This is a genomic window from Flavobacterium terrae (genome assembly GCF_900142035.1).
Classification (GTDB): domain Bacteria; phylum Bacteroidota; class Bacteroidia; order Flavobacteriales; family Flavobacteriaceae; genus Flavobacterium; species Flavobacterium terrae.
In genome coordinates this window covers 77,417-102,610 of the sequence record NZ_FQZI01000002.1, presented here as the reverse complement: position 1 = coordinate 102,610, position 25,194 = coordinate 77,417, and the positions used below count along the sequence as shown (strand labels likewise).

General features: G+C 29.2%; 24 protein-coding genes. 7 read left to right on the top strand and 17 right to left on the bottom strand.

The genetic code is table 11. From position 1 onward, the window contains the following. Positions 1 to 46: 46 nt before the first annotated feature. The 7 genes from BUC09_RS04725 to BUC09_RS04695 all read right to left on the bottom strand — a co-directional run bounded on the left by BUC09_RS04725 (position 47) and on the right by BUC09_RS04695 (position 7,756). The gene (locus BUC09_RS04725; RefSeq protein ID WP_073309207.1) at positions 47 to 1,318 is read right to left on the bottom strand and encodes an adenylosuccinate synthase; all 1,272 of its coding nucleotides are present in this window, start codon (positions 1,316 to 1,318) and stop codon (positions 47 to 49) included. A gap of 24 nt (positions 1,319 to 1,342) precedes the next feature. Continuing rightward, positions 1,343 to 1,921, bottom strand: a complete 579-nt coding sequence (locus tag BUC09_RS04720; RefSeq protein WP_073309205.1) for an RDD family protein — start codon at positions 1,919 to 1,921, stop codon at positions 1,343 to 1,345. 4 nt (positions 1,922 to 1,925) lie between these two features. Beyond that, complete coding sequence (locus BUC09_RS04715) at positions 1,926 to 2,378, bottom strand: Fur family transcriptional regulator (RefSeq protein ID WP_143161868.1); 453 nt, start codon at positions 2,376 to 2,378, stop codon at positions 1,926 to 1,928. A 50-nt stretch (positions 2,379 to 2,428) separates the two neighbouring features. Next, positions 2,429 to 4,645, bottom strand: coding sequence for a RelA/SpoT family protein (locus BUC09_RS04710; protein WP_073309203.1), 2,217 nt, complete (start codon positions 4,643 to 4,645; stop codon positions 2,429 to 2,431). Between the two features lie 83 nt (positions 4,646 to 4,728). Further along, positions 4,729 to 6,264 (bottom strand): serine hydrolase, encoded by a 1,536-nt coding sequence (locus BUC09_RS04705; protein ID WP_073309201.1) that lies wholly within the window; start codon positions 6,262 to 6,264, stop codon positions 4,729 to 4,731. Continuing rightward, complete coding sequence (locus BUC09_RS04700; protein ID WP_143161867.1) at positions 6,264 to 6,932, bottom strand: L,D-transpeptidase family protein; 669 nt, start codon at positions 6,930 to 6,932, stop codon at positions 6,264 to 6,266. The genes BUC09_RS04705 and BUC09_RS04700 overlap by 1 nt, the downstream gene beginning before the upstream one ends. A gap of 32 nt (positions 6,933 to 6,964) precedes the next feature. Then, the gene (locus tag BUC09_RS04695) at positions 6,965 to 7,756 is read right to left on the bottom strand and encodes a TrmH family RNA methyltransferase (protein WP_073309197.1); all 792 of its coding nucleotides are present in this window, start codon (positions 7,754 to 7,756) and stop codon (positions 6,965 to 6,967) included. Between the two features lie 102 nt (positions 7,757 to 7,858). Between BUC09_RS04695 and BUC09_RS04690 the strand changes: the two genes are divergently transcribed. From BUC09_RS04690 to BUC09_RS04680, 3 genes are read left to right on the top strand one after another with little or no spacing between them, the layout of a single operon-like run. Beyond that, positions 7,859 to 8,803: a FemAB family protein gene (locus BUC09_RS04690; RefSeq protein WP_073309195.1), complete on the top strand. Its 945-nt coding sequence runs from the start codon at positions 7,859 to 7,861 to the stop codon at positions 8,801 to 8,803. Then, positions 8,803 to 9,882: a DegT/DnrJ/EryC1/StrS family aminotransferase gene (locus BUC09_RS04685; protein ID WP_073309193.1), complete on the top strand. Its 1,080-nt coding sequence runs from the start codon at positions 8,803 to 8,805 to the stop codon at positions 9,880 to 9,882. The genes BUC09_RS04690 and BUC09_RS04685 overlap by 1 nt, the downstream gene beginning before the upstream one ends. Before the next feature lie 2 nt (positions 9,883 to 9,884). Continuing rightward, positions 9,885 to 11,156: an O-antigen translocase gene (locus BUC09_RS04680; RefSeq protein ID WP_073309191.1), complete on the top strand. Its 1,272-nt coding sequence runs from the start codon at positions 9,885 to 9,887 to the stop codon at positions 11,154 to 11,156. A 5-nt stretch (positions 11,157 to 11,161) separates the two neighbouring features. On the opposite strand, the gene BUC09_RS04675 is transcribed toward BUC09_RS04680, so the two are convergent. Then, on the bottom strand, positions 11,162 to 12,295 hold the full coding sequence (locus BUC09_RS04675) for a glycosyltransferase (protein WP_073309189.1): 1,134 nt from the start codon (positions 12,293 to 12,295) through the stop codon (positions 11,162 to 11,164). 40 nt (positions 12,296 to 12,335) lie between these two features. On the opposite strand from BUC09_RS04675, the gene BUC09_RS04670 reads away from it, so the two are divergent. Together BUC09_RS04670 and BUC09_RS04665 are read left to right on the top strand one after the other, a co-directional pair. After that, entirely contained in the window at positions 12,336 to 13,436 is a 1,101-nt protein-coding gene (locus BUC09_RS04670) for a glycosyltransferase (RefSeq protein ID WP_084127103.1), read from the top strand. After that, complete coding sequence (locus tag BUC09_RS04665; protein ID WP_073309187.1) at positions 13,429 to 13,839, top strand: sugar 3,4-ketoisomerase; 411 nt, start codon at positions 13,429 to 13,431, stop codon at positions 13,837 to 13,839. Before BUC09_RS04670 ends, BUC09_RS04665 begins: the two co-directional genes overlap by 8 nt. On the opposite strand, the gene BUC09_RS04660 is transcribed toward BUC09_RS04665, so the two are convergent. Together BUC09_RS04660 and BUC09_RS04655 are read right to left on the bottom strand one after the other, a co-directional pair. Beyond that, positions 13,825 to 14,739 (bottom strand): glycosyltransferase family 2 protein, encoded by a 915-nt coding sequence (locus BUC09_RS04660; RefSeq protein ID WP_073309185.1) that lies wholly within the window; start codon positions 14,737 to 14,739, stop codon positions 13,825 to 13,827. The genes BUC09_RS04665 and BUC09_RS04660 overlap by 15 nt on opposite strands. 1 nt (position 14,740) lies before the next feature. After that, complete coding sequence (locus BUC09_RS04655) at positions 14,741 to 15,625, bottom strand: glycosyltransferase family 2 protein (RefSeq protein WP_073309183.1); 885 nt, start codon at positions 15,623 to 15,625, stop codon at positions 14,741 to 14,743. An 82-nt stretch (positions 15,626 to 15,707) separates the two neighbouring features. Here BUC09_RS04655 and BUC09_RS04650 point away from each other — a divergent pair, with 82 nt between their 5' ends. Then, positions 15,708 to 16,523, top strand: coding sequence for a 2OG-Fe(II) oxygenase (locus BUC09_RS04650; protein WP_073309181.1), 816 nt, complete (start codon positions 15,708 to 15,710; stop codon positions 16,521 to 16,523). Here the strand turns inward: BUC09_RS04650 and rlmH are convergent, their stop codons facing one another. From rlmH to pepT, 7 genes are all read right to left on the bottom strand, one after another. Next, a complete protein-coding gene (rlmH, locus tag BUC09_RS04645; RefSeq protein WP_073309180.1) occupies positions 16,524 to 16,997 on the bottom strand; it encodes a 23S rRNA (pseudouridine(1915)-N(3))-methyltransferase RlmH in 474 nt (157 codons plus the stop codon). A gap of 41 nt (positions 16,998 to 17,038) precedes the next feature. Next, the gene (locus BUC09_RS04640) at positions 17,039 to 17,962 is read right to left on the bottom strand and encodes a sodium:calcium antiporter (protein WP_073309178.1); all 924 of its coding nucleotides are present in this window, start codon (positions 17,960 to 17,962) and stop codon (positions 17,039 to 17,041) included. Between the two features lie 203 nt (positions 17,963 to 18,165). Next, a complete protein-coding gene (locus BUC09_RS04635; protein WP_073309176.1) occupies positions 18,166 to 18,846 on the bottom strand; it encodes a VOC family protein in 681 nt (226 codons plus the stop codon). A gap of 499 nt (positions 18,847 to 19,345) precedes the next feature. Next, positions 19,346 to 20,308, bottom strand: a complete 963-nt coding sequence (locus BUC09_RS04630; RefSeq protein WP_084127101.1) for a hypothetical protein — start codon at positions 20,306 to 20,308, stop codon at positions 19,346 to 19,348. Between the two features lie 200 nt (positions 20,309 to 20,508). Continuing rightward, positions 20,509 to 21,804, bottom strand: coding sequence for a tyrosine-type recombinase/integrase (locus BUC09_RS04625; protein ID WP_073309174.1), 1,296 nt, complete (start codon positions 21,802 to 21,804; stop codon positions 20,509 to 20,511). A 165-nt stretch (positions 21,805 to 21,969) separates the two neighbouring features. Next, complete coding sequence (locus tag BUC09_RS04620; protein ID WP_073309172.1) at positions 21,970 to 22,674, bottom strand: hypothetical protein; 705 nt, start codon at positions 22,672 to 22,674, stop codon at positions 21,970 to 21,972. 127 nt (positions 22,675 to 22,801) lie between these two features. Further along, positions 22,802 to 24,043: a peptidase T gene (gene pepT / locus BUC09_RS04615; RefSeq protein WP_073309170.1), complete on the bottom strand. Its 1,242-nt coding sequence runs from the start codon at positions 24,041 to 24,043 to the stop codon at positions 22,802 to 22,804. Positions 24,044 to 24,136: 93 nt separating this feature from the next. On the opposite strand from pepT, the gene BUC09_RS04610 reads away from it, so the two are divergent. Beyond that, positions 24,137 to 25,189 carry a quinone-dependent dihydroorotate dehydrogenase gene (locus tag BUC09_RS04610; protein WP_073309168.1) on the top strand — a complete coding sequence of 351 codons (1,053 nt, stop codon included), beginning with the start codon at positions 24,137 to 24,139 and terminating at the stop codon, positions 25,187 to 25,189. Positions 25,190 to 25,194: the final 5 nt, after the last annotated feature.

Genomic DNA, 25,194 nt, shown 5'->3' with positions numbered 1-25,194 from the left:
TTTATTTATGGTAATCCAATAAAAAAGCCCTTATTCAGGGCTTTTGTTATTTTGAAATAGTCTGCTTTCTGTCTGGACCTACAGATACAATTGTAATAGGAACTTCTACTTCTTTTTCTATAAAATCTATATAATCTTTTAGCTCTTTAGGAAGTTGTTCGTATGTGTTTAATCCGGTCAAGTCTGCTTTCCAACCTTTAAATTCTGTATACACAGGTGTTACATTTTCGGGTTCTATGTTATATGGTAAGTGATCAATGTTTTGACCTTTGTATTGGTATGATGTACAAACTTTTAATGTTTCGAATCCAGATAAAACATCACCTTTCATCATCATTAATTGAGTAACACCATTCACTCTTATAGCATATTTTAATGCTACAAGATCTAACCATCCACAACGACGTTGACGTCCAGTAACAGAACCAAATTCGTTACCTACTCTTGCCATTGTATCTCCAGCTTCTGCAAAGTCTTCAGTAGGGAATGGACCGCTACCTACACGAGTTGTATAAGCTTTAAAAATACCGAAAACTTCTTTTATTTTATTAGGAGCAATGCCTAAACCTGTACAAGCTCCAGCAGCAGTGGTATTTGATGAAGTTACAAAAGGATAAGTTCCAAAATCAACATCTAGTAATGATCCTTGAGCGCCTTCACATAAGATTGATTTTCCTTCTTTTTGGGCTTGGTGTAAATATTCTTCTGAATCAATGAAAGTTAGTTTCTTTAATTCTTTAATAGCATCAAAAAATTCTTTTTCTAATTCAGCTAAATTATATTGAATAGAAACGTCGTAGAATTTGATCATTTCTTCATGTTTGTTAGCTAAATGGCGGTATCTTTCTTCAAAATCTGCTAATTCAATATCTCCCACACGTATTCCATTACGACCAGTTTTGTCCATATATGTTGGTCCAATTCCCTTAAGAGTTGAGCCAATTTTAGCTTTGCCTTTTGATGCTTCAGAAGCAGCATCTAGCAAACGGTGAGTAGGAAGTATTAAGTGTGCTTTTCTAGAAATTAAAAGTTTAGAGTAGATATCAATATTGAATTTTTCTAAGCCTTCAATTTCTTTGATGAAAACGACTGGATCAATTACAACTCCGTTACCAATAATGTTTATTGAGTTTTTGTGAAAAATTCCAGAAGGAATAGTTCTTAAAACGTGTTTAATTCCATCAAATTCTAAAGTATGTCCAGCGTTTGGTCCGCCTTGAAAACGAGCAATAATGTCGTATTTTGAGGTTAATACATCGACAATCTTTCCTTTGCCTTCATCTCCCCATTGTAATCCTAGTAGTAAATCTACGGTCATTGTGTTGTGTTGTTGTATTTATAATTAATCTTTTATAACTTTTGTTTTTGAAATTGAATCATGAAATCCATTTTTAGTGAATAAAAATGATATTCTATCAAAAGGAATTAATCTGCAAAAGCTTCTAAATATTATCTCAGTTAAGCTTGGTGTCTCCCCATCGAAATTCACAACTTTTGTTTTTGTTATAAATTTACCAATTGTTTTTTGCCAATTACTTTCAAAAAAAGTGTAATAACTTACATAGAGCAAAATCAATAAAACGTAACTAAAAAAAAGACTTTCTTCAATATTTATAATACTTCCAATTATAATGAAAAATATTTGAGAAATAATTCCAAAGAAAACAGTGTCAATTAAAAAATTGGCAAATCTTAACGATGAAGATGGTGTTAGATTGTTTAATTCTGTAGTTTTTTCAACTCTAATATCGATTTCTTTTTGGATAATGTTAAGTTTTTCAGGATCAATATTTCTATTGCTTAGTTCAAATTCAGCAGCTTCTACTGCTAAAGGTTGGTATTTATCTTTATCTACTGTAACGATTTTAACTAACTCATGATTAGTTTTTTTACTCATTACTTCGGCAAAGCTATTATTCATTTAATTATTGTTTTTTTGTTGCGTAAAAATAAAGCGAGTGATTTTGAATTTCGATACCAAAAATTTCTTCCATAGTCTGTTTAATGGTTTGAATTCTAGGGTCACAAAATTCGATAACTTCTCCAGTATCTGTCATGATAATATGATCATGTTGTTTGTCGAAGTAAGATTTTTCATAGTGCGCTTGATTTTGCCCAAACTGATGTTTTCGCACCAATCCGCAATCTAAAAGTAGTTCGATTGTATTGTATAACGTGGCGCGAGAAACACGATAGTTTTTATTTTTCATTTTAAGATATAGATTTTCTATATCAAAATGTTCCTCACTATCATATATTTCCTGAAGAATTGCGTATCGTTCAGGTGTTTTTCTGTGGCCTTTTTCCTCAAGGTACATTGTAAAAACATTTTTTACAATTTCCTGATTAGTAGTATTATCAGATGATATTTGTGTCATAAGTGGCAAAGATAATTTTTTTGTTTTGAGTATAAAAGTTTATTCTAGACTTAATTTTTATAAACTCTCGTAACTCTGTCTACGCCATCTATTTTTTTGATGTTTTCAATCATTTTTTTCAATACAGTATTGTTAGGGACAATCACGGCTAATTTACCATTGAAAATTCCCGCTTCTCCACTTAAGGATATACTTTGAATATTTACGTGCATGTTGTTAGAAATAACTCTTGTCAATTCATTAGTTAAACCTATACTATCCATACCTGTTATTTCTAATATAGCTTTGAATTCTTGTTGAGAAGAATCAATCCATTTTGCTTGCATTATTCGATAAGCATAATTTGATTGCATACTTATAGCATTAGGACAGTCTTTTTTATGAACTTTTATTCCTTCATTAATGGTTACAAAACCAAAAACCGGATCACCAGGAATTGGGTTGCAACAATTAGATAGCTTATAATCTAGTTTATCTTGTTCGGCTCCAAAAACTAATAAATCATAATTACTAGTAATTTCATCTTTGTGAATAAATTCAGGATTAGGGTTGGATCTCTTGATTTTATTTTTGAAGAAATTAAAGAAAGTATTGCTTTTTTGTGCAGCAAAATCTTTTAGTTGTTGATTATCTACAGTTCCAATACCTACTCTGTAAAATAAATCTAAACTTGTTTTTAAGTTTAAATAATAAACCAGTTCGTTAACTACTGTTTCATTGAATGTTATTTTTAGATGTTTTAGTTTTCTAGCTAAAACTTCTTTTCCATCTTCAGCAATTTTTTTGGTATTTTCATTAAGTACGTTTCTAATTTTATTTTTAGCACGTGCTGTAGTTACATAATCTAACCAGTTTGCTGTAGGTTTTTGATTAGGAGATGTGATGATTTCTATTTGATCTCCACTTTTTAATTCGTGATTTAAAGGGACCAATTTTCCGTTAACTCTAGTTCCTCTTGTTTTTACACCAATTTCTGAATGTATAGAAAAGGCAAAATCTAACGAAGTTGCACCTTTTGGCAGTGACTTTATTTCTCCTTTTGGGGTAAATACATAGATTTCTTTTGCGTATAGATTCATTTTGAAATCTTCAACAAAATCTACAGCATTAGTCTCAGCATTTTCCAAGGCTTCTTTGAGTAAGTTTAACCATGTATCTAAACTACTTTCTTCATTTGCTCCTTGTTTGTATTTGTAATGAGCTGCATACCCTTTTTCTGCAATTTCATCCATTCGTTCACTACGTACCTGAATTTCTACCCAGCGCCCTAATGGCCCCATTACTGTTATATGTAATGCTTCATACCCAGTTGATTTAGGAGAAGAAATCCAATCGCGTAACCTACTTGGTGAAGGTCTGTAATGATCTGTTACGATAGAATAGATTTTCCAAGCTAAGAATTTTTCATCATGAGGATTGGATTTGTACACTATGCGCAAAGCAAATTTGTCATAAACTTCATCAAAAGTTACATTTTGCGCAGCCATTTTTCTTCGAATAGAATAAATAGATTTTGGGCGACCTTTTATAATGTATTCAATCCCTTCTTCATCTAATGATTTTCTTAAAACATCAGATATATTTTTAATGTAGGCGTCTTGCTCTTCTTTTGTTTCTTTTATTTTGCTTACAATATCATTGTAAACTATAGGTTCTGTGTATTTTAAACCTAAATCTTCAAGCTGAGTTTTAATGTTATATAAGCCCAAACGATGCGCAAGAGGAGCATAAATATATAAAGTTTCGGAAGCAATCTTGATTTGTTTATAGTCGGCCATTGATTCCATAGTTTGCATATTGTGCAAACGATCAGCCAGTTTGATAATGATTACTCGAACATCGTCATTTAAGGTTAATAGCATTTTTCTGAAATTCTCTGCTTGCATAGAGATATTCATATCTTTTTTAACCTGAGATATTTTAGTTAGTCCTTCAACAAGTTGTGCTACTTTTGGGTTGAATAACTTTTCAATATCTTGAACTGTTATTTCTGTATCTTCAACTACATCATGCAATAATGCCGCAGCTATTGAAGTTGGTCCAAGCCCAATTTCACTAGCGACAATTTTTGCTACTGCAATAGGATGAAAAATATAGGCTTCACCCGATTTTCTTCTTTGATCTTGGTGGGCTTCAACGGCCACATCAAATGCTTTTCGAATAAGTTTTTTATCTTCTGTACTTAAAGTTTGATAACTTATTCGAAGTAATTCTTTGTATTCTTGAGCAATTGCTTTGTTTTCTTTTTCTATATCAATCTCAACCATGTCATTTAATCTTCAATTCTTTAAATTTAATCACTTTTATAAACATTTCAAAGCAAGTGTGAAAAAATAGATTCTTTTTTAACTTATTTTGAGTCTATTTTGGAAAAGTCCAAATCGTGGAAATCATAACTAAAATCTGTTAGTTCGGAAATTGCTTTCATTGTCATTTTTTTGTACCCTTCTTCGAAAGTCATAAATGCGTCAGCTTCCATTTTTCTATTGAACCATTTTACAGCAAAAATGTTGTCTTTATAATAGAAAACTTCACCATTTAATTGAGGTGAGCGTTTCGATTCAAAATAGTATTTTCCTTTTTGCTCATGTATGGTAATTTCACCAAACCAATTGTCTTTATAAGTTCCCGTTATATTTTTTAAATGTTCTTTTTGAATTTTTGCATTTTTTGCTACAGTTATCCATACCTCTTCGGTATTTTTATCAGCTTTAGTTGATGACTCCTGACTGCGTTTGCCATATAATGCTACATAATCTTGATATGGAATGTCTAAATAAGTATTCTTAATTGTATTTGTTATGGCTGAGAAAGCTGCGCCAGATTGTTGATTAGTTAGCACAATAATTCCAAGATTTTTTTCTGGAATCAGAGTCACTTGTGTGACCATGCCTTCAAGTCCACCTGTATGAGTTACCTGTTTATAACCTTTTACATCACTCAAAAACCATCCCAGACCATATGCACTAAAATGTACATTGTATGGGGGAACAGTATTTGTTGGGATTATGGTTTGTGGAGCCCACATTTCGTTATGTTGTTTTTCGCTGAATAATGTTTTGTTATCAGAACCATATTTACCAGAATTTAATTGGGTAATTACCCATTTACTCATATCACTGACGTTAGAAAAAATTCCTCCAGCAGCATCCATAACACTGTTTTTACTTTGTTTGGTTGTTTTGAGTTGGCCATCAATTTTTACGTGGGGTGTTACTGAATTTGTAGTATCTTTTATGCGATGCCAATTACCGCGACTGTTTTCCATTTGTAGAGGCTGCATGATATTAGTTTCAATGAATTCTGGCCAAGTTTTACCACTAACTTTATGAATTATTTCACCTGCTACAATATATAATAAGTTGTCATAATCAAACTTAGTCCTAAAGCTTGAAACAGGTTTTAAGTAACGAAGATTATGAATAATGTCTTCTGTTTTAAAATCGCTTCCTTCAGGCCAAAGCATTAAATCTCCAGCGCCTAATCCTAATCCGCTGCGATGAGTTAATAAATCCCTAATAGTAAACTCCTGAGTAACATAATCGTTATATAATTTAAAATCAGGGATGTATTTTACTACCTTATCGTCCCAATCTAACTTTCCTTGATCAATTAAAATAGCCAAGGCTGTAGCCGTAAAAGCTTTGCTGTTTGAAGCAATGCCAAATAAGGTGTTTTCGTCTACTTTTTCTTTTGTAATGATTGATTTTACTCCGTATCCTTTGGAATGAATTACTTTACCATCTTTTACAACCGCGACTGCTATTCCAGGTACATCGAATGTTGTTCTAGTTTTTTCAACGAGGTTATCTATTTCTGTGGAAGAAATTTGAGAGAATGTATTAAGGCTCAATAAGACAATTGCTCCAATAAAAAACTGTTTCATTATGTGTTGTATTTTTCTAGTTCGGTTTGAATGTTTGAATATAGTTCTTTTTCCCAATCAATATTTTCAATATTAGGGAAATTTGAATTTTTACGAAAGTCAGTTGGCGAAATAATAATTGGAAATTTTTGATTACTTGATTTTGCTGCCAAAGTAAAAACTTCTTCAATGTTTTGGTCACCAATTGGAATACAACCAATGGTGACTTTTTTTCCATGAATCATAATATCTCCACCTAAATCGGATCTGTTATCTGCTTTTGCTTTTTCCAGATCAAAGGCATTAGGGTAACTAACTTTTAGTGAAAGATGGTAACGACTGTTTGGATTAAGATATTCCATAGTATAAATTCCTTCTGGAATTTGTTTGTCACCGTTTTTTAATTTCGGACCAATTTTACCACTAAAGGCTGTGAAATTGTATGTTTTTATTAATTGATAAGAAGTTTTTGGGTTTTTAATGTAAAGTTCCAGTTTTTGTGAGTCCTTAAAAGCTAGAAGGGCCATTTCAAAATTTCCAGAATCAATTTTGGCTAAATCGAAGTTGTTTTTAAGTGAATTAAACACCCTTTTTTGGTGTTTGATTACAACTTGTTCTGTAGTGTATTTCGGTTTTAAATTATGATACCAATCATTTAATTTTTTTCTGAAAACTATTAATAAAGACATAAGTACCAGAATTAGGAGTAAACCTTTTTTTATCATTTAAAATTACGTTGTCTTTTTGCTTCAAATATTAATATGGCAGCTGCTACAGAAACATTCATACTGTCAATTTCACCTTGCATTGGAATAATGATATTTTGCGTTGCATTATCACGCCATTCTTGGCTTAATCCTGTAGCTTCTGTTCCTACAACCAAAGCAGTTGGTGTGGTGTAATCCTGAACATGGTAACTTGTAGAATTTTGTAAAGTTGCAGCGTAAAAATCAATTTTATTTTCTTTTAAAAAAGTAATGATTTCTGATGTAGTTCCAACTGCTATTTGATTAGTGAAAAGGCACCCCACACTTGAACGAACAATATTAGGGTTGTACATATCACTTTTTGGGTTAGCAATAATAACAGCATCAAGATTAGCTGCATCTGCTGTTCGAAGCATGGCGCCAATGTTTCCTGGTTTTTCTGGAGCTTCAGCTACTAAAATCAAAGGGTTTTTGGGTAATTTTAAATCAGCTAATGAAAAAGATTTAGATTTGGCAACAGCCAAAACACCTTCGGTAGTGTCTCGATAGGCTAATTTTTGATAGACTTCTTTAGAAATTTCAAATAGTTGCGTTTTGTATCCAACTAATTTTACAATTTGTTCTTCTGGATTAATTTCCGGTAAGAAAAGAACCGTATCTAACTCGTAGCCGCCTTTTAAAGCCAATTCAATTTCACGTATTCCTTCAATTAAGAATGTTCCAGTTTTTTTACGCTCTTTAGATTTTTCCTGTAATAGAGCTAGAGATTTTATATAAGGATTTTGGACAGAAGTTATTTCTTTCAAAACGATTCAAATTAAAAGGCTAAAGTACTAAGAAATAGATAGGCTTTCAAATTATTTTGTAGATAGGCTTTAAAATATGTACTTTCGGGATAAAATTATAGTTTGAGTCAATTTACCATAAAAAAATACGAGTCTAAGTTTTATGATCTTTGGAATCAATTTGTAGCTGATTCAAAGAATGGAACTTTTTTATTCCATCGTGATTTTATGGAATATCATAGTGACCGATTTGAAGATTGTTCATTACTTGTTTTTGATGAGAAGGATAAGTTGGTTGGAATTTTACCAGCGAATAGAGTAGGGAATGAGTTATATTCTCATCAAGGTTTGACTTATGGGGGATTGATTTTAGGGAAAAAAAGCGGTGGTGAATATGTTGAACAAATTTATAATTCACTGCTCAATTTTTTTAAAAAAGAAGGATTGGAAACTTTTTTTTTAAAACTACCATCTTTGTTTTATTCTCAAACTGGTTTTTCAGGATTAGATTATTTCCTATTTAAGAGCAAGGCTCAGTTGTGCAAAAGAGATATGAACTTGGTTTTGGATTTTTCAAAAAAGTTAAACATCTCAAAGAGTAAATTGAAACAGTTTAATAAAGTTTCAAAATTAAGTTTAGAAATAATAAATGAAGATGATTTTACTTCTTTTTGGCAAAATGTTTTAGTACCCAAATTGAAACAAAAATTCAACGCTAAACCTGTTCATAGTGTTGATGAGATTATGTATTTAAAAAATAAGTTTCCTAATAATATTGAGCAATATTCTGTTTATGATAATCATGAAATTATTGCAGGCATTACAATTTTTAAATCACAAGATGGAATTAAATCACAATATGGGGCAGCAACCAAAAAAGGGGAGTCATTAAGAGCTTTAGATTACTTATTTATTAGTTTAATTGAGAAGTTTCAAAATGAAGGTAAATCTTTTTTTGATATGGGGATTGTCAATGATTTAGATGAATATAATAAAGGAATGTTAAAACAAAAAGAAGAATTAGGTTGTAGGATATATAGTCAAGATTCATATAAATTAAGTTTATAATGATTTCATTTTTAGATCTCAATATAATAAACAAACCATACGAAGAAGCCTTTCAAAACAAATTGAAGCAGGTGATGAACAGTGGCTGGTATATATTAGGTGAAGAAGTGAAAGCATTTGAAGAGAATTTTGCTAATTGTTGTAATTCCAAATACTGTATTGGTGTTGGAAACGGATTAGATGCTATAACCCTATCATTTCTTGCTTATATAGAAAATGGAAATTTGCAAAAAGGAGATGAAATTATAGTTCCAGCAAATACTTACATTGCTTCTATTCTTGGAATTTTACATGCTGGATTAGTTCCTGTGTTAGTTGAGCCAGATATTGAAAGTTATAATATTAATCCTAAATTAATCGAAGAAAAAATTTCTACTAAAACAAAAGGGATTTTGGTAGTTCATTTGTATGGCCAATTGGCTAATATGGATGAAATTATTGAAATTGGATTTAAGTATGATTTATTAATTGTAGAAGATTGTGCTCAAGCTCATGGATTAAATTTTAAAGGCAGTCATACACGTACATTTAGTTTTTATCCTGGTAAAAATTTAGGAGCAATAGGAGATGGTGGAGCAATTGTAACAAATGATGAAAAATTATCAAATACAATTTTAAAGCTTAGAAACTATGGTTCAGAAAAAAAGTATTACAATGAACTAATAGGGTTTAATTCTCGTTTAGACGAACTTCAAGCTGCTTTTTTAAGTTGTAAGTTACCTAATTTGTTTTTTGAAAATGAGAAAAGACGAGTAGTAGCTAAACGTTATCTTTCAGAAATTAAGAATGAAAAAATTAAATTACCATCTTGTTTAGATATAAATAATCATGTTTTTCATTTGTTTGTAATTCGAACTGATAACCGTGAGGAATTACAGGCCTATCTATTTAATAATGGTGTTCATACTTTAATTCATTATCCAGTGCCACCTCATAAACAAAAAGCTTTAAAGGAATGGAATGATTTATCTTTTCCAATAACTGAAAAAATTCACAAAGAAGTGTTGAGTTTGCCAATGAGCCCAGTTATGACTGATGATGAGGTAAGTAAAGTGATTGAGGTTTTAAACAATTATTGATCTTGAGTTTTTTCAAAAAAATAATTTCTTCAGAACTGTTTAAGATTTCTTCCTTAAATAGTATAAACGTATTTACTAAAATTGGTGTTGGTTTAATTACATCAAAGATTTTAGCGATTTATGTTGGACCTTCTGGAATGGCTTTGATTGGAAATTTTAGAAATTTTTTAGCTTCATTCGATAGTATTTCATCTTTAGGTTTTCAAAATGGAATCATAAAATATGTTACTGAAAATAAAGAATCAAGTTATGAATTAAAAAAAATTTTTTCTACTCTTTTTTTATGCATTATTGGCGTTTCTGTTTTTTTTGGGATATTACTTTTTTGCTTTGCTGATTATTGGAATTCAATTGTTTTTGATGGCTATGATTTTTCGTATTTATTTAAAATTTTAGGATTTATTTCTCCTTTATATATTTCATCTATTTATTTGAATGCTATTATAAATGGTTTAGGAGAATTTAAAAAGATAATGTACATCAACATCATAGGTAACATTACTGGATTGTTGATAACAATTTTTTTTGTTTTAAAATATAATGTATTTGGTGCTGTACTTTCTATAATCATAGCTCCTTCATTGCTGTTTTTCGTGAGTCTTTACTTCTTAGTCAGTAAGTTGTCTTTGTTAAAACATATAAGCATTAAAATTTTTGATTTAAAGTTGATTAAAAACTTGTTGCATTATTTTTTGATGGCTTTAGTTTCTGGAGTTTTAGGCCCTTTAGTTATGTTGTTAATTAGAAATAATCTTATTGAAAATCAAGGAATTGATCAAGCTGGTTATTGGGAAGCAATGTCTAGAATATCTTCATATTATTTACTTTTTATGAATACACTTCTCACGGTTTATTATTATCCAAAATTAGTTTCAGCACAAAATAGTGTAGAAACAAGAGATGTATTATATGATTTTTATAAAAAAGTATTGCCCATTTTTGGTATAGGTTTGATTTTGTTGTTTTTGTTAAAAGATATTCTAATCTCTATTTTGTTTACTGAGGATTTTAAACCAGTTTCTCAGTTGTTTTTTTGGCAAATTATAGGTGATTTTCTAAAAACAATATCTTGGATATTGGCTCTTCAGTTTTTTGCTAAAAAAATGACCAAAGCATTTATTATTACTGAAGTTTTCTCTTTAAGTATTTTACTTGTTTCTAGTTTTTGTTTTACTTCATTTTTTGAAGTAGAAGGGGTAGTATTAGCTCACGCTTTTACATATTTTATTTATACTATTGTTTTGGGTATATATTTTAGAAGGTGTTTGTTCTAAGATAATTAATTTCCCCAAAACTTTAAGTAATTAGATGCTGTTATAATATAATTATGCTCCTTCTCAATAAATAACCTAGCATTTTTTTGAATCCTAATTATCTCATTAGGATTTTCAATTAAAAAACTAAGTTCATTAACTAAATATTCAACATCATCTTTAGCATGTATTGCCACTCTTTCTTTAAGATTGTAATGCTTCATGAAGTCATATCCAGCTCCTGTAAAAACCACTTTCCCTTTTGCCATAGCCTCTAGTGCGTTATATCCTTGGTCTTTAGCATAAACTTGATCTAAAAGTATATGGCAGTTATTATAATGATTTATATAATCGGCATAAGGGATATTTTTTGTAATAATTATTTCGATTTTTTGGGAATATTTGACTTTGATAATTTCTAAGGCTTTCTCAAAATAGTCAATCCCTTTTTTTGTATAAGTGTTAATGTTGATACCTAGAAAGATTATGATTTTATTATTTATTGAATTTTTAATAAATTCAATTTTATCTGAATTAATAGGATTTGGAACTAATCCAATATATTTTGGATTGTTTAGTAATGGAAAATGATAATCTAAATCGCTTGCAATTACACCTTCTATTTTTTTGAATAGAAAGTCATGAAGATTTTTATAGTCTTTTTCTAAATATTTTAATACTGGAGAATATTCTTTCTTATTTACTTTTTCTTCTAAAAAAGGAGTCAAAATTGATGATTGATTTCTATTTTCAAAATAATATTTTACTGATGAATAGTCATCTCCACAAGAAAGCAAGAATATTTTTTTGTTATTATTTTTTAGAAGGTTAATAATTTTTTTTTCATGTTTGGGTTGACACAAAAAACTATTTTCATTGATTAATTGAACTATATCGAATCCACTAAATTTTGACAAGTTATTTTTAACCTGAAGATATGTTAAATATGATGAAATGTCAAAACCAGAAACTTTATTAATAAGGATTTTTAGTTTTCTTAACAATCCTGAATTCCATTTTCGTTTTATTTCAAAATCAATAGGATAATTTTTAAAGCCGTCGTTTAGTCCATTTAAATATACTTTGTGTCCTAATGTTAACAATCCTTCTTTTAACGAATTGTGCAAACGACTGTATTCTCCTACTAATAGTATTTTCATATATTGTTATATTTGTCAAATATATCTACATTTTTTTTAGATGACTATCAAAAAAACAAAAAAGAAGGTTTTATTAGTAACTACTTCATTAGCAAATGGTGGAGCCGAAAGATTTGTAGCAACACTATCAAAAATTCTTGTAAACTTAGAGTATGAAGTCCATATTGTTACTGTTTTGAACAATATTGAGTTTGAATATCAGGGTGAGTTATTCAATATGGGTTTTCTGAAGGAGAAAAATGATTCTGTTTTTGGGAAAATTAATCGTTTTTTTGTTTTAAAGAAATATTTAAAAGAACAGAATTTTGAACTCATAATAGACAACAGAACAAGAACAAAAACGGTAACTGAAATACTATTCAATCTATTTTTATATAATGTTTCTAAAGTTATTTTTATAGTCCATAGTTATAAAGTTGCGTTATATTTTCCTAGAATAAAATGGATCGCAAAGAGATTATATACAAAATCTAAATTATTCGTTTGTGTCTCTAAGGAAATAGAACAACAAGTTAAGAAACAATATAGTTATAAAAACACTTGTGTTTTATACAATCCGATAGATTTTGATAAAATTAGTCACTTCTCAGAAGAATATCAGATTCAAGGAAATTATATTTTAGTTTACGGTAGATTGGATGATGAAGTTAAAAACTTGTCATTATTAATTAATAGTTATGCAAAATCTAGTTTGTCAGAAAAAGGAATTCAACTACTTATTTTAGGTGATGGAAAGGATAAGCAATATTTAAAGAATCTGGTTAGTAGTCTGAAACTATCTGAATCAATTTTGTTTTTTGATAAAAAAACTAACCCTTTTCCTTATGTTAAAAATGCTATCTTTACAGTGTTGTCAAGTAATTATGAAGGTTTCCCTACAGTACTTTTAGAATCATTAGCATTGAATACACCAGTAGTTTCAGTTAATTGTAAATCTGGACCTGCAGAAATTATCATTAATGAAGTTAATGGGTTGTTAGTTGAAAATCATGATTCCGAAAAACTGGCTCAAGCTATGGATAGAATGATTAATGATGAGGTATTATATCAAAATTGTAAAGCAAATGCTAAAGAAACCATAAAGCACTTATCTTTGGAGTGCGTAAGTAAAAATTGGCAAGACATTTTAGAAAATGAATAAAAACACAATAGATAATATACAGATTATTGAAATACCTAAAATTGCTGATAGGAGAGGGAATCTTTCTGTAATAGAAGGAAATACTGTCCCATTTGAATTTAAAAGAGTGTATTACTTGTTTGATGTTCCAAGTGGATCCAAAAGAGGAGGTCATGCACACATTAAACAACAGGAGTTTTTAATTTCATTGAGTGGTAGTTTTGATGTTATCTTAAAAGATGGAAAAAGTAAAATAACAGTTACTTTAAACAGACCCAATCAAGGCCTGTTAATTCCAACTGGAATATGGCGTGAACTTGAAAATTTTTCATCAGGTTCTGTATGTTTAGTATTATCGTCTGGAGAGTATAAAGAATCTGATTATATTCGAGAATATAAAGAATTCAGATTATTTAAAAAATGATTTTGAGTTAAATACTTTTTGCAATTTAATCAATGTTTTTAGTATAAATGAAGGAAACTTTAACAAGATTCTCTTTTTTAAAGGTAGATTTTTCTCGTTTATTTGTGAATACATCAAATAGAAATGTTTTTTATTTCCATAAATTTTAGCCTTAATTGCATCAGAAAATCGGTTGTAGTCTAAAAATGTTTTTAATTTAGGGTCACTTTTTTCTAATTCTGAAAAGTCAGAATAGTTTAAGCTTCTCTCAAAGTTTTTTTGTTGTCTTGATAATCCTTTTTCGTCAAAAATATAGCAAACTAAAATTTTATTAATGAATAATATGGGATAATGTAGTCCAATCCTAATCCAAAGATCAGTGTCTTCACCAGTTTTAAGTTTCTGATTAAAACCCTCAGTTTTTTCAAAAACTGACTTATGTATTATTATGCCTGATGTACATATTATAGATTGTTTTAAGCTAGCTTCAAAATAATTTACTAATTGTTCACTCTTTTCAATATCAATAGAATAAATAGCTGGATATTTTGTTTTTGAAGTTTGAATTTCAATAGCACATGAGAAAATTTTTTGTTCAGGATAATTTTTAATTGTTTTGTGAAACTCAGTCAAAAAAGTTGAATACCAATAATCATCAGCATCTAAAAAGCAAATATAATTTGAGGTAGCTTTTTCTATTCCAAAATTTCTAGCTTTTGAAACACCTTCATTTTCTTTATAAAAGTATTCTATTCTTGGATCCTCAAAATTTAAGACCTTTTCTTCACTACTATCAGTCGAACCGTCATTCACAATGATGATTTCAAAATCAGAGAAAGATTGACTTAAAACACTTTTAAGTGTATTTTGAATGAACTTATCTTTGTTATACAGTGGAATTATGATTGAAAAAAAAGGCATGTTATTTTAATTTACAGATATAACCCAAACGATATAAATCAAAAGCTAATAAATTGGGGTTGTTAGAAATTACTAGTTTTTTTAAAAATGGGCCAGTCATTTTAAAAATAATATTAGCGATAATGTTAATATTGTATTTAACGCAAAATTTATATGCTTTGATAATTGAGTCTGTTTTTTCTATTAAAGGTTTGTTTTTTAATAATTCAATACGTGTTTCAAGTGAAGAAATAGATTTGTTAAAGAAATCTTCATTTGATTCTAAGCCCAAATGATAAGTTGGATTATCAATATGCAAAACCTTAGATTTATTTATAAAGAGATTGTAGGAAAAATAATTGTCCAAGCCATAAATGTTCTTTTCACCATTATAGTTATTGGTCAAAAAAATATTTTTTTTGATAAACAAATTGCCTGAAAAAATGGAAGAATAAACCTTCTTATTCCTTTCCGTTGATGTTTTCTCTTCTCGATTTATACCATATTTGTATCTAAAAATCGTGGAACTATCGATGTCTTTTCGTTCATATTTTATTCCTCCTATTACAACTTCAACATCTTTGTTAATTTCATTTAAATAATTTTGAATAAAATTAATATCACAAGGTAAAACATCTGAATCTAAAAACAATAACCAATCAAAATTAGCTTTGTTAGCTAATATTTTTCTTGAAATGGTTCTACCTTTATTTGATTCGTTTTTTAGATATTCATAACTGTATTTTGCACAATTCTCTTTGTTGATTTTTGATGTTTCTAATTGCGTAGAGCAATCATCAATAACAATAACTTCACAGCTTATATTATTGAGTGTTATTTCACTATTAATTTTATCTAATAGCGATGAAATGTTATAATTGTAAACAGGAATTAAGATTGAAATCATAAAAATAAACTTGTTGCAATTTATTTAATATTATTTAAAATCACCCTTACAATATAGTATATTTGCTAAAAAGATTTTTTGAATGAATCGTTCAGAGTTGGCAACATACATTTTGAATTCATTAGAGAAAAATAAGGACAAACTTATTTCAGACTTCAAAGAATCAAAATCTAAAATAGGCCATTTTTATTTAGATAATTTACTGCCTGAAACTATTGCTTTAGAAATTTTCAAAGCCTTCCCCGAGGCAGAAGCTATGGTTTTAAAAAGGTCATTAAAAGAATTCAAATATGTATCTGCTCAAATGAATAAGCATAACGTTATTCTTGAAGAATGTATTTATGCTTTTCAGGACGAAAGAGTTGTAAAAGCAATATCCGAAATATGTTCTTTGAAAAATTTATTTCCTGATGATAAACTTTATGCTGGTGGAATATCTATGATGGATAAAGGTCATTTTTTAAGTCCACATCTTGATAATTCTCATGATAAGGATAGAAAAAGATGGCGCATTTTGAATGTTTTGTATTATGTTTCCCCTGATTGGAATTTTGAAAACGGAGGTCATCTTGAATTGTGGCCAGAAGGTATAAATGGATTACCTGTATTAATTGAAAGTAAATTTAACAGACTTGTAATTATGGCTACTCATAACGATTCTATGCATTCTGTTTCAAAGGTAAATTCAGATGCAATGAGATGTTGTGTTTCAAATTACTACTTTTCCGAAAACCCTTTAAGAGAATCTGACACCTATCATGTCACCACTTTTAGAGATAGAGTAGAAAATAGTTTAGTTGATAATTTATTAAAACTTGATAATTTTTTAAGAAGTAGCTACAGAAAAATTTTCAGAAAGGGACCTTTGGAAAACCCTCATTTCTATAAAAGAAAGTAGCTATTGATGATGATATGGCTCATTTCTTAATATAGTAAATCCACGATATAATTGTTCTATAAAAAACAAGCGGACCATTTGATGCGAAAATGTCATAGCGGATAATGAGATTTTTCCTTGAGCTTTTTTGTAAACTTCATCACTAAAACCATATGGACCTCCAATAACAAAAACTAAAGTTTTAATTCCAGAGTTCATTTTTTTTTGTAACTCTTCACTAAAACCTACACTTGAAAAATTTTTTCCATTTTCATCTAAAAGGATAAGTTGATCAGTATTTGTTAGTTTTGATAAAATTAATTCGCCTTCTTTATCTTTTTGTTGTGATTCACTTAAGTTTTTTACATTTTTGATATCTGGAATAATTTCCATTTCAAACTTGATGTAAAAGGAAAGTCTTTTCATATAATCATCAATCAAAGATTGAAGATTTTTATTATCGGTTTTTCCTATTGCTATTAGTTTTATATTCATATTTAGTATTCTAATTCAAAATTAAGCGAAATTTTAATAAACTAAAATGTTGCGGTTTTAAAAATGAAAAGTGAATATAAGCATATAAACAAAAGCCCTTCCCATACTGAAATTTTCTTATCTTGAGTAAGTAAATAAAACAAAAGACCACAAGCAGCCATTACAGGCAAAGAAAAATGAATCAAATTATCTGTAACTGCAATTGTTCCAAAAAATGATGCTATAGCAGGAATTACTAGAGTGTTAAAAATGGATGAACCTAAAACGTTCCCAATCGCCATTTCAGCTTTTCCATTTTTAATAGCACTTATATTGACAGCTAGTTCTGGTAGAGTAGTTCCAAGGGAAAGTAATGTTAGTGCAACGATGGATTTTGGTATTGATAAATCAGTGGCTATTTTTTCAAGAGAAATAATAGTATAATCAGCCCCAAAATAGATACCTATTGCAGATAGCAACAAAATTACTAAGGAAATAGTAGGGAATTTTTCGGTTTTTATTTTTACATCTTCTTTGCTTTTAGTTTCACCCTTAATAAGATAAATACTGTATACAATGAACATTAATAATCCAAAAAATGATTCTGGAGCATCCATTTTACCATCATAAGCTATCATGTAAAAGAATAAAAAACTTCCAATTAGGTAGTTTAAGTCTATATACATGTAGCCACTTTTTAAAGAAATATTTTTCTTGTTTATAACTACAGCAAGACCAGTAATAAGAAGAATATTTGAAATATTTGCACCAATAATATTTCCTGATAAAATTTCAGAAGAACCTTTATTTACAGAAAGTATCCCAGAGATTAGTTCTGGTAATGAGGTTCCAATACCTACTATAAAAACTCCAACAACAAAAGAAGGCAGTTTTAAATATTTCCCAATAGCTTCTGCAGAATTAGTAAAGTAGTTTGAAGAAATTAAAAGTCCTGTTAAGGCAAGTAAAAAAATTAAATAATGCATTATAGATTATATTTTAAACCGCTAAAATAGGCTAAATGAATTATGTATAAAAATGTATTCCAAATACAATGTATTTCTTTATTTGTAAATTTAATTTTAGTGGTATTGAAAATTAACAGAGAGTGGTTTCCAGTAGTGTTTATTTTGTTCAGTCAACCTATTTTTCTAAAACAAACTTAAAATTTCATAGAAAAAGTGAATTTCTATGCTTCTTTGGTAGTATACTCCTTTATGAATTTAACTAAATTTAATTTCATAAAATCGTTTAGATGTTTAGAATCAAGATGTTTTTTAAACTCTGATTTATTTTTAAAACATTTCCAAATTATGAATTCATTTTCATTTTCTATTGATTGTTGAATTTCAAAAGTTACATTCCCACTTTCATTTTTTGTATGTTTTTGCAATTCTATTAGTGCATTCTTTGTCACTTCAATATTTTGTTTTTTAATAACTCTTAAAATTTCAGTCAAGTAGAATTTTTCTTCGATTTCTTCAAAAGGTTCAATCAAGTCCCACAAATTTCCATAACAATCTTCAAAAACTAAAACTTTTCCATAAGCTTCAATTTTTGGTTTACGTATAATTTTTACATTTTCATTTAACAAGTTCTCATAATCTTTTTCAAAATCATTTGTATTCAAGAATAAAAATACTCTTCCACCAGTCTGGTTCCCAACTCTTGTTTTTTGTATTTTGTTTGATGCTTTAGCAAGCAACAAGCTGAATTCTGATTTTTTATCAGGAGCAATTTTTACCCAACGTTTAGTTTTATCAATAATTGTGTCTTCCATTAAAACAAAACGCAACTTTTTTGTATAAAATTCAATTGCTTTATCATAATCATCAACTACGATCGAGATATGTGAAATTTTATGATTCATTTCCTTTACTTAATTTGGTATTGAGATTAAATAGTCATTTCATGTCTTGTGCATACTAAACGTTATTTAGATGATTAGTTATAAAGATAGTAGATTTTAGATTTTCAGCAACAAAAACTAGAAGGATCTATTGAATTGGAATTATTTTGTCTAAGACTCTTTTTGTTTAGTGTCAATGAATTTTTCTCCATTAAAAATACTTTGAATAACGTTTATTGTTAGTTCATTTTAGGTTTTGAACTGAGAAAATTTACTCCCTCAAACCAATCCAACCCAAACAAGCCCATTTTTATCAATAGATAACCCCAAATTTCTTCATTCTTGAATCCTTTTTTTTTAAAATTCTTTTCCTACATATTTTATGAGTCTTTCTGATCTCCAAAACCAATAACTACGTTTTTATCCTGATACATTGTTCTTGTAAACTCTCTTATCATTTCATTTAAGTTGGTTATAATTTAGGGAATTGATTTAAATTGAAGGGTTGAGTAATTTTGTTTTATTTCATTTGATTAAAAAAGAATTTTATCACTTCAAGATTCATGTCTGAAGTTGTCCAATGGCCAACATTTTCATAGGTTTTAAAAATGGGAGAAATATTTTTTTTCACATATAGTTCTTGACATTTTAAATATCTTTCATGTACTTGTTTTCCTATATAACTATTAATTATTTGTCGTTCATTTTCATTATACGCATCGTCAAACTGAACAGCATCATTTTCATCTAATTTTCCCATATAGATAAACTGCGGAATTTTTTTATACGAATCAACATCAAATTTTTTGTCAAATATATCAGTGAAGTCGTTCAGGCCAATGGGGTAATTTAATTTTATACCATTAATTTTATTTTGAGGAAGCATCAGTTCACCATTAAATCCACCAATGGCTAAAGCTTTTATTGCTTGAGGATGAATAAAAGAAAAACGATTAGTAAACGTAGCAGATGCAGAAAACCCATTCATAAATACTTTTGAGTCAACTTTAATGCCCATATTGTTTAAGACCACTTTAGCATCAGTAATCATTGCTAACAATTGTAGGTCTAATCTTTGTAATTCAATAGATTTTTCCAGCATTACATCTCTATCTAAAGCATGAGTGTACATTAGTTCTTGTGCAGCTGGTCTAGGAAAAACAGGAACAAGTAAAGGTATTTTTAGCATTGTTGAAACATTATTTCCTACAGAACTTACCGATGCTAAATCAATAGCATAATTTTTATGGACTTCTATACTGTCAGTAGGTCTACCTGTGTTATTTGGTTCTACCAGCAGATATGTTTTTTTGTTTATGGGTGTCTCTTTTGGAATAAATAAAATATAGTCATGAAAAAATCCTTTTTCTGGATTTTTCTTAATAATAAATAAAGTGTCGCTTTTAGTAGAATCTAATATGGAGCCTTGAGAAAAAGAAGCTATAGAAGTAATTGAGAGAATTAAGAATAATATAGTACGCATTTAATTTTTTTGAAATTAGACGACTAATTTTGAAATTTGTTACCATTTTTTTAATTACAACTAAAGTCCCGCGACTTCTTGCAGTAGTGGCAATTTAAGAAAAAATAGTATGAGTAAAACAAGGTTTCAGTAATCCGTTAGGATTCCGGCGCAATGCTAACGAGCTATTGCGCGAAACCGCTGTTATGCACAGTGTTTTCTCAGTATAGTATTTCAATAATGTCTTCAACAAAAGCTTTTATTTTTTGCCCTTTTGGTTTATATTTTCCTGGATGTCCACATTTGTTTCTAAGGTCAAGACATGTGTTTTTTAATTCTTCTTTTGTTGTCTTGTCAATTAGTTTTAGTTTGCAAGCAAGTTCTAATAAATACTCATCTTTTATATAACCAAAATCATCAATTACTTTAATGTCTTTTGCTTTAGGATAGATTTTTTTTAGTTCAGTATTTACAAATCCTAGAGATTGTGTCAAACACATTTTCTGAATTTTATAAATAGATGCATTCCAAAGGAAGATTACACCAGCTCTTAATGCATTTGCTTTGAAACATTTAATTCCTTCGTTTAAATAATCCCTTTCTTCTTGGTCTGTAACTTTTGAAAGTATATATTCCAAATCTGTTGTGTCAAAAAAATCAAATTCTTGTTTTTCTAAAAAAATTGTATCAAATGGGCTCGAGTTGTGTTTTTTTGGAGGAAAACATAAGTCATTATATAATTTTACCGTTTCAGGATTTTTAATTTGTAATTGTTCAAGAATACTAGTTAACGGAATACCATCTTCAGTCAAATGTTTTACATATGAGTTTTTGATTGATCTTGTCGTAAGTTTTTTATTGAAATTTTGTTTAGCTAAACTAATTCTAAAAGTATGCTGAATAGTTCTATCAGAAATTGGATTTCCTTCCGTTTGACCTTCAAATAAGTAAATCTTGGGTTTGTAGACAGAATAGTAATCTCTTAAAATTTTGAGAATTGAAGCAGGTAGAAAAGTAATTCGTTTAACATTGGTTTTGTTATCACGAATCGTTATTATTTTTTTCTTACTGTTAATGTCAGTAATTTTTAAGTTTATAATGTCGTTAACGTCTAATCCAGTTGCGTACATAAACTGGAAAAGTGTTTTGTGCTTAAGATTATTAATTCCTAAAAAGAAATTTGCAATTTCTTTTTTTGTAAAATATTCTTTTTGAATTCTAATAGGCTTAGGAGTTGGTATTAAATTTACATCTAAACTATTATTTAGAACAACGTTAAAACCGCAATTTATTCCGTATTTAAGCGGTCTTAGTGTTCCATTTTTTGGGCTTTTATTTTTAAAAAGTGATTTAGAAAACCTTGCTAAGTCTACTGAATTAATTAGCATTACATCTTCTTTGCCACAAAATTCAACAAAGCGTTTAATACCTGATAAGTATAGACTGATTGTAGATTCAGAGCAATTTTCGTTACGTAAATGGCTTTCAACTTTATGAAAAAATAGTTCTTGAGTCATATTATTTTGTCGTCAACTAACATTGTGCATAACGTGATGGTCGCTTAACGAGGTTGCGAGCTTCGGAACCGATTATTTTCTGTTAAAGATAAAATTTCTTGCGAAATGTAAACGTGAATTTACTACAAAATTCGTAATCTTGCCAAACGCCTGTTAGCAGCAGTTTTAATCATTAAACCCAATGTCGTAAAAACGATGCTTAATTATATCCGATTTTGGAATTAAAGAATTAATTTTCAAAACAAGCTTTGTTATTTGTTCTTGAATAAAAAATATGGTGTCGAATGAAATAGAATTTGAGGAATTTTCTATTAATTCGATTTCTATACGGTTTCTATTTAGTATTGAATTTTTATCTTCAATTATAATTTTTTTGTCAGGCTTTGTATGAAATCCAACATTATGCATTGTGTTTCTTATGAAACAATAAAATTCAAAAAGTTTAAAATCATCTTCGCTAATTTTTTGAAAATGTATGGTTTTATTTTTATTCATCAAGTTTCTAAAAGTTTTAGTTATAGATGTTTCGTTAATATCTTCAATTTTCTTTTCATAATGTAAACCAATTTGCCTAATATGATTTTCTACATGAACAAACGAATTAATAAAAAAGGCATTTACAATAAAACCATGATAATTATGAAGAAGAGTTGGTAAGTCTTCAGAATCTATGTCAGGAGAGAAGTTGTTTTTACAATAGTTAATATCTTCAATGTTTGTAGATAATATATATGAATAAAGAAAGCTTTGTGTTACTTGATAAAATGCGTGTAAAGTTATACTTCGGATATCATCTTGATTCTCAAATGTATCTTTTGAAGTTATATAATTAATATAGTTTTTAATGTCTGTAATATGATTATTATTCATATTGATTCGTCTTTATTTAAGGATTTAGGTGGAAATTGCCACTAACTCATAAATTGGCGAAACTTCCAATTACAAACGATTATAAACATTTGTATTCGTTTGTAATTGGAATTGTTGATGTTTAAAATTATTTCTGCTTTGCTACAATTTGTGCAATTTCTACAATAACATCTACTGCTTTTTGCATACTTTCTACGGGAACGTATTCGTATTTACCATGGAAATTATGTCCACCTGCAAAAATATTAGGACATGGTAACCCCATGTACGATAATCGTGAACCATCAGTACCACCACGAATAGGTTTTATGATTGGTTTGATTCCCAAGTTTTTCATTGCTTTTTCTGCAATGTCTACAATGTGCATCATTGGTTCTACTTTTTCACGCATATTATAGTATTGGTCTTTTACTTCAATTTCAACAATATCTTCACCAAATTGTTTAGCGTATTTTGCATTGAATTTATCCGCAATTTTTTGCACTAATTTTTTGCGTTTTTCAAACTTTTTACGATTGTGGTCACGTATAATTAATTGTACGTTAGTCTCTTCAATACTTCCGTCTAAATGTACTACATGAAAGAATCCTTGGTAATCTTTTGTACGCTCAGGAACTTCTTTTTTAGGTAATTTAGCAATGTATTTAGTAGCTAAAAGCATCGAGTTAATCATTTTGCCCTTAGCATATCCAGGGTGAACACTCTTTCCTTTAAATTTTAATTTTACACCAGCGGCATTAAAATTTTCATATTCTAATTCGCCTATTTGGCTTCCATCCATAGTATAAGCCCAATCGCATCCAAATTTTTCTACATCAAAAAAGTCGGCACCACGGCCTATTTCTTCATCAGGTGTGAAACCCACTTTGATCGTTCCGTGCTTGATTTGAGGATTTTTAATTAAATATTCCATAGCAGTTACAATCTCTGTAATTCCTGCTTTGTCATCGGCACCTAATAAAGTAGTTCCGTCGGTTGTAATTAAAGTTTGTCCTTTATACAACAATAGATCTTCAAAATAACTTGGAGATAAAACAATATTCTTTTCTTTGTTTAAGATAATATCACCCCCATCATAATTTGGAACAATTTGAGGTTTAACATTGGCACCAGTAAAATCGGGTGTAGTATCAAAATGAGAAATAAAACCTATAGTTGGCACTTTTTCATCAATATTGCTTGGTAAAGTGGCTTGAATGTATGCTTTGTCGTCTATACTTACATCTTGTAATCCTATAGCTTTTAATTCTTCGACTAATTTATTGGCTAAATCCCATTGCTTAGCAGAACTAGGAGTTGTATTCGAATTTGGATCGGCTTCTGTATCTACAGTTACATAACTGATAAAACGGTCTGTTATATGTTGCATTTTATAAAATAATTAGATTTACAAATATATTGATATTTCCATTCTTATATCTGTATTCAATTTCCTATTTTTGCACCACAACACTAACTATCTATGTATAAATCACTAATTAGACCCATTCTTTTTGGATTTGATCCAGAAAAAATACATCATTTTTCATTTTCATGTATTCGTTTTATTAATAAAATACCAGGTGTTTCGTCAGCAATACGTTCTATGTATCATATTGATGACAAACGTTTAGAACGAGAAATATTTGGACTTAAATTTAAAAATCCAGTAGGTCTTGCTGCGGGGTTTGATAAAGATGCCAAGCTTTACAACGAATTATCAAATTTTGGTTTTGGGTTTATTGAAATTGGGACATTAACACCCAAAGCACAAGAAGGAAATCCTAAGAAACGTTTGTTTCGTTTATTAGAAGATTCAGCAATTGTGAATCGAATGGGGTTTAATAATGGAGGGGTTTTAGAAGCGGTTGAACGTTTAAAAAAGAATAACGATGTACTCATTGGTGGCAACATTGGGAAAAATAAAGTTACTCCAAACGATGAAGCTGTCAAGGATTATGAAATTTGTTTTGAGGCCTTGTATGATCATGTAGATTATTTTGTAGTGAATGTAAGTTCGCCTAATACTCCAGGTTTGCGTGAATTACAGGATAAAGAGCCCTTGACAAAACTTTTGATGGTTTTGCAAGAATTAAACATTAAAAAAGGTGTTACCCTGAGCGATGTCGAAGGGCAGAAACCCAAACAAAAACCAATTTTATTAAAAATTGCACCAGATTTAACAAACGAGCAACTATTAGATATTATTGAAATTGTAAAAGACTCTAAAATTGCAGGTGTCATTGCTACAAATACTACAATATCTAGAGATGGTTTACAATCAATTAATAAGATTGAAGCAGGAGGTTTATCTGGAAAACCTTTGACAAAACGTTCTACAGAAGTTATTCGTTTTTTAGCTGAAAAAAGTAACAAGGCTTTTCCAATCATTGGAGTTGGAGGTATTCACACACCCGAAGATGCTATCGAAAAACTAGAAGCAGGTGCCAGTTTGGTTCAATTGTATACTGGATTTATATATGAAGGACCAGCTCTTGTTAAGGCAATTAATAAAAAGATTTTAGAAAACGCTTAAATAGT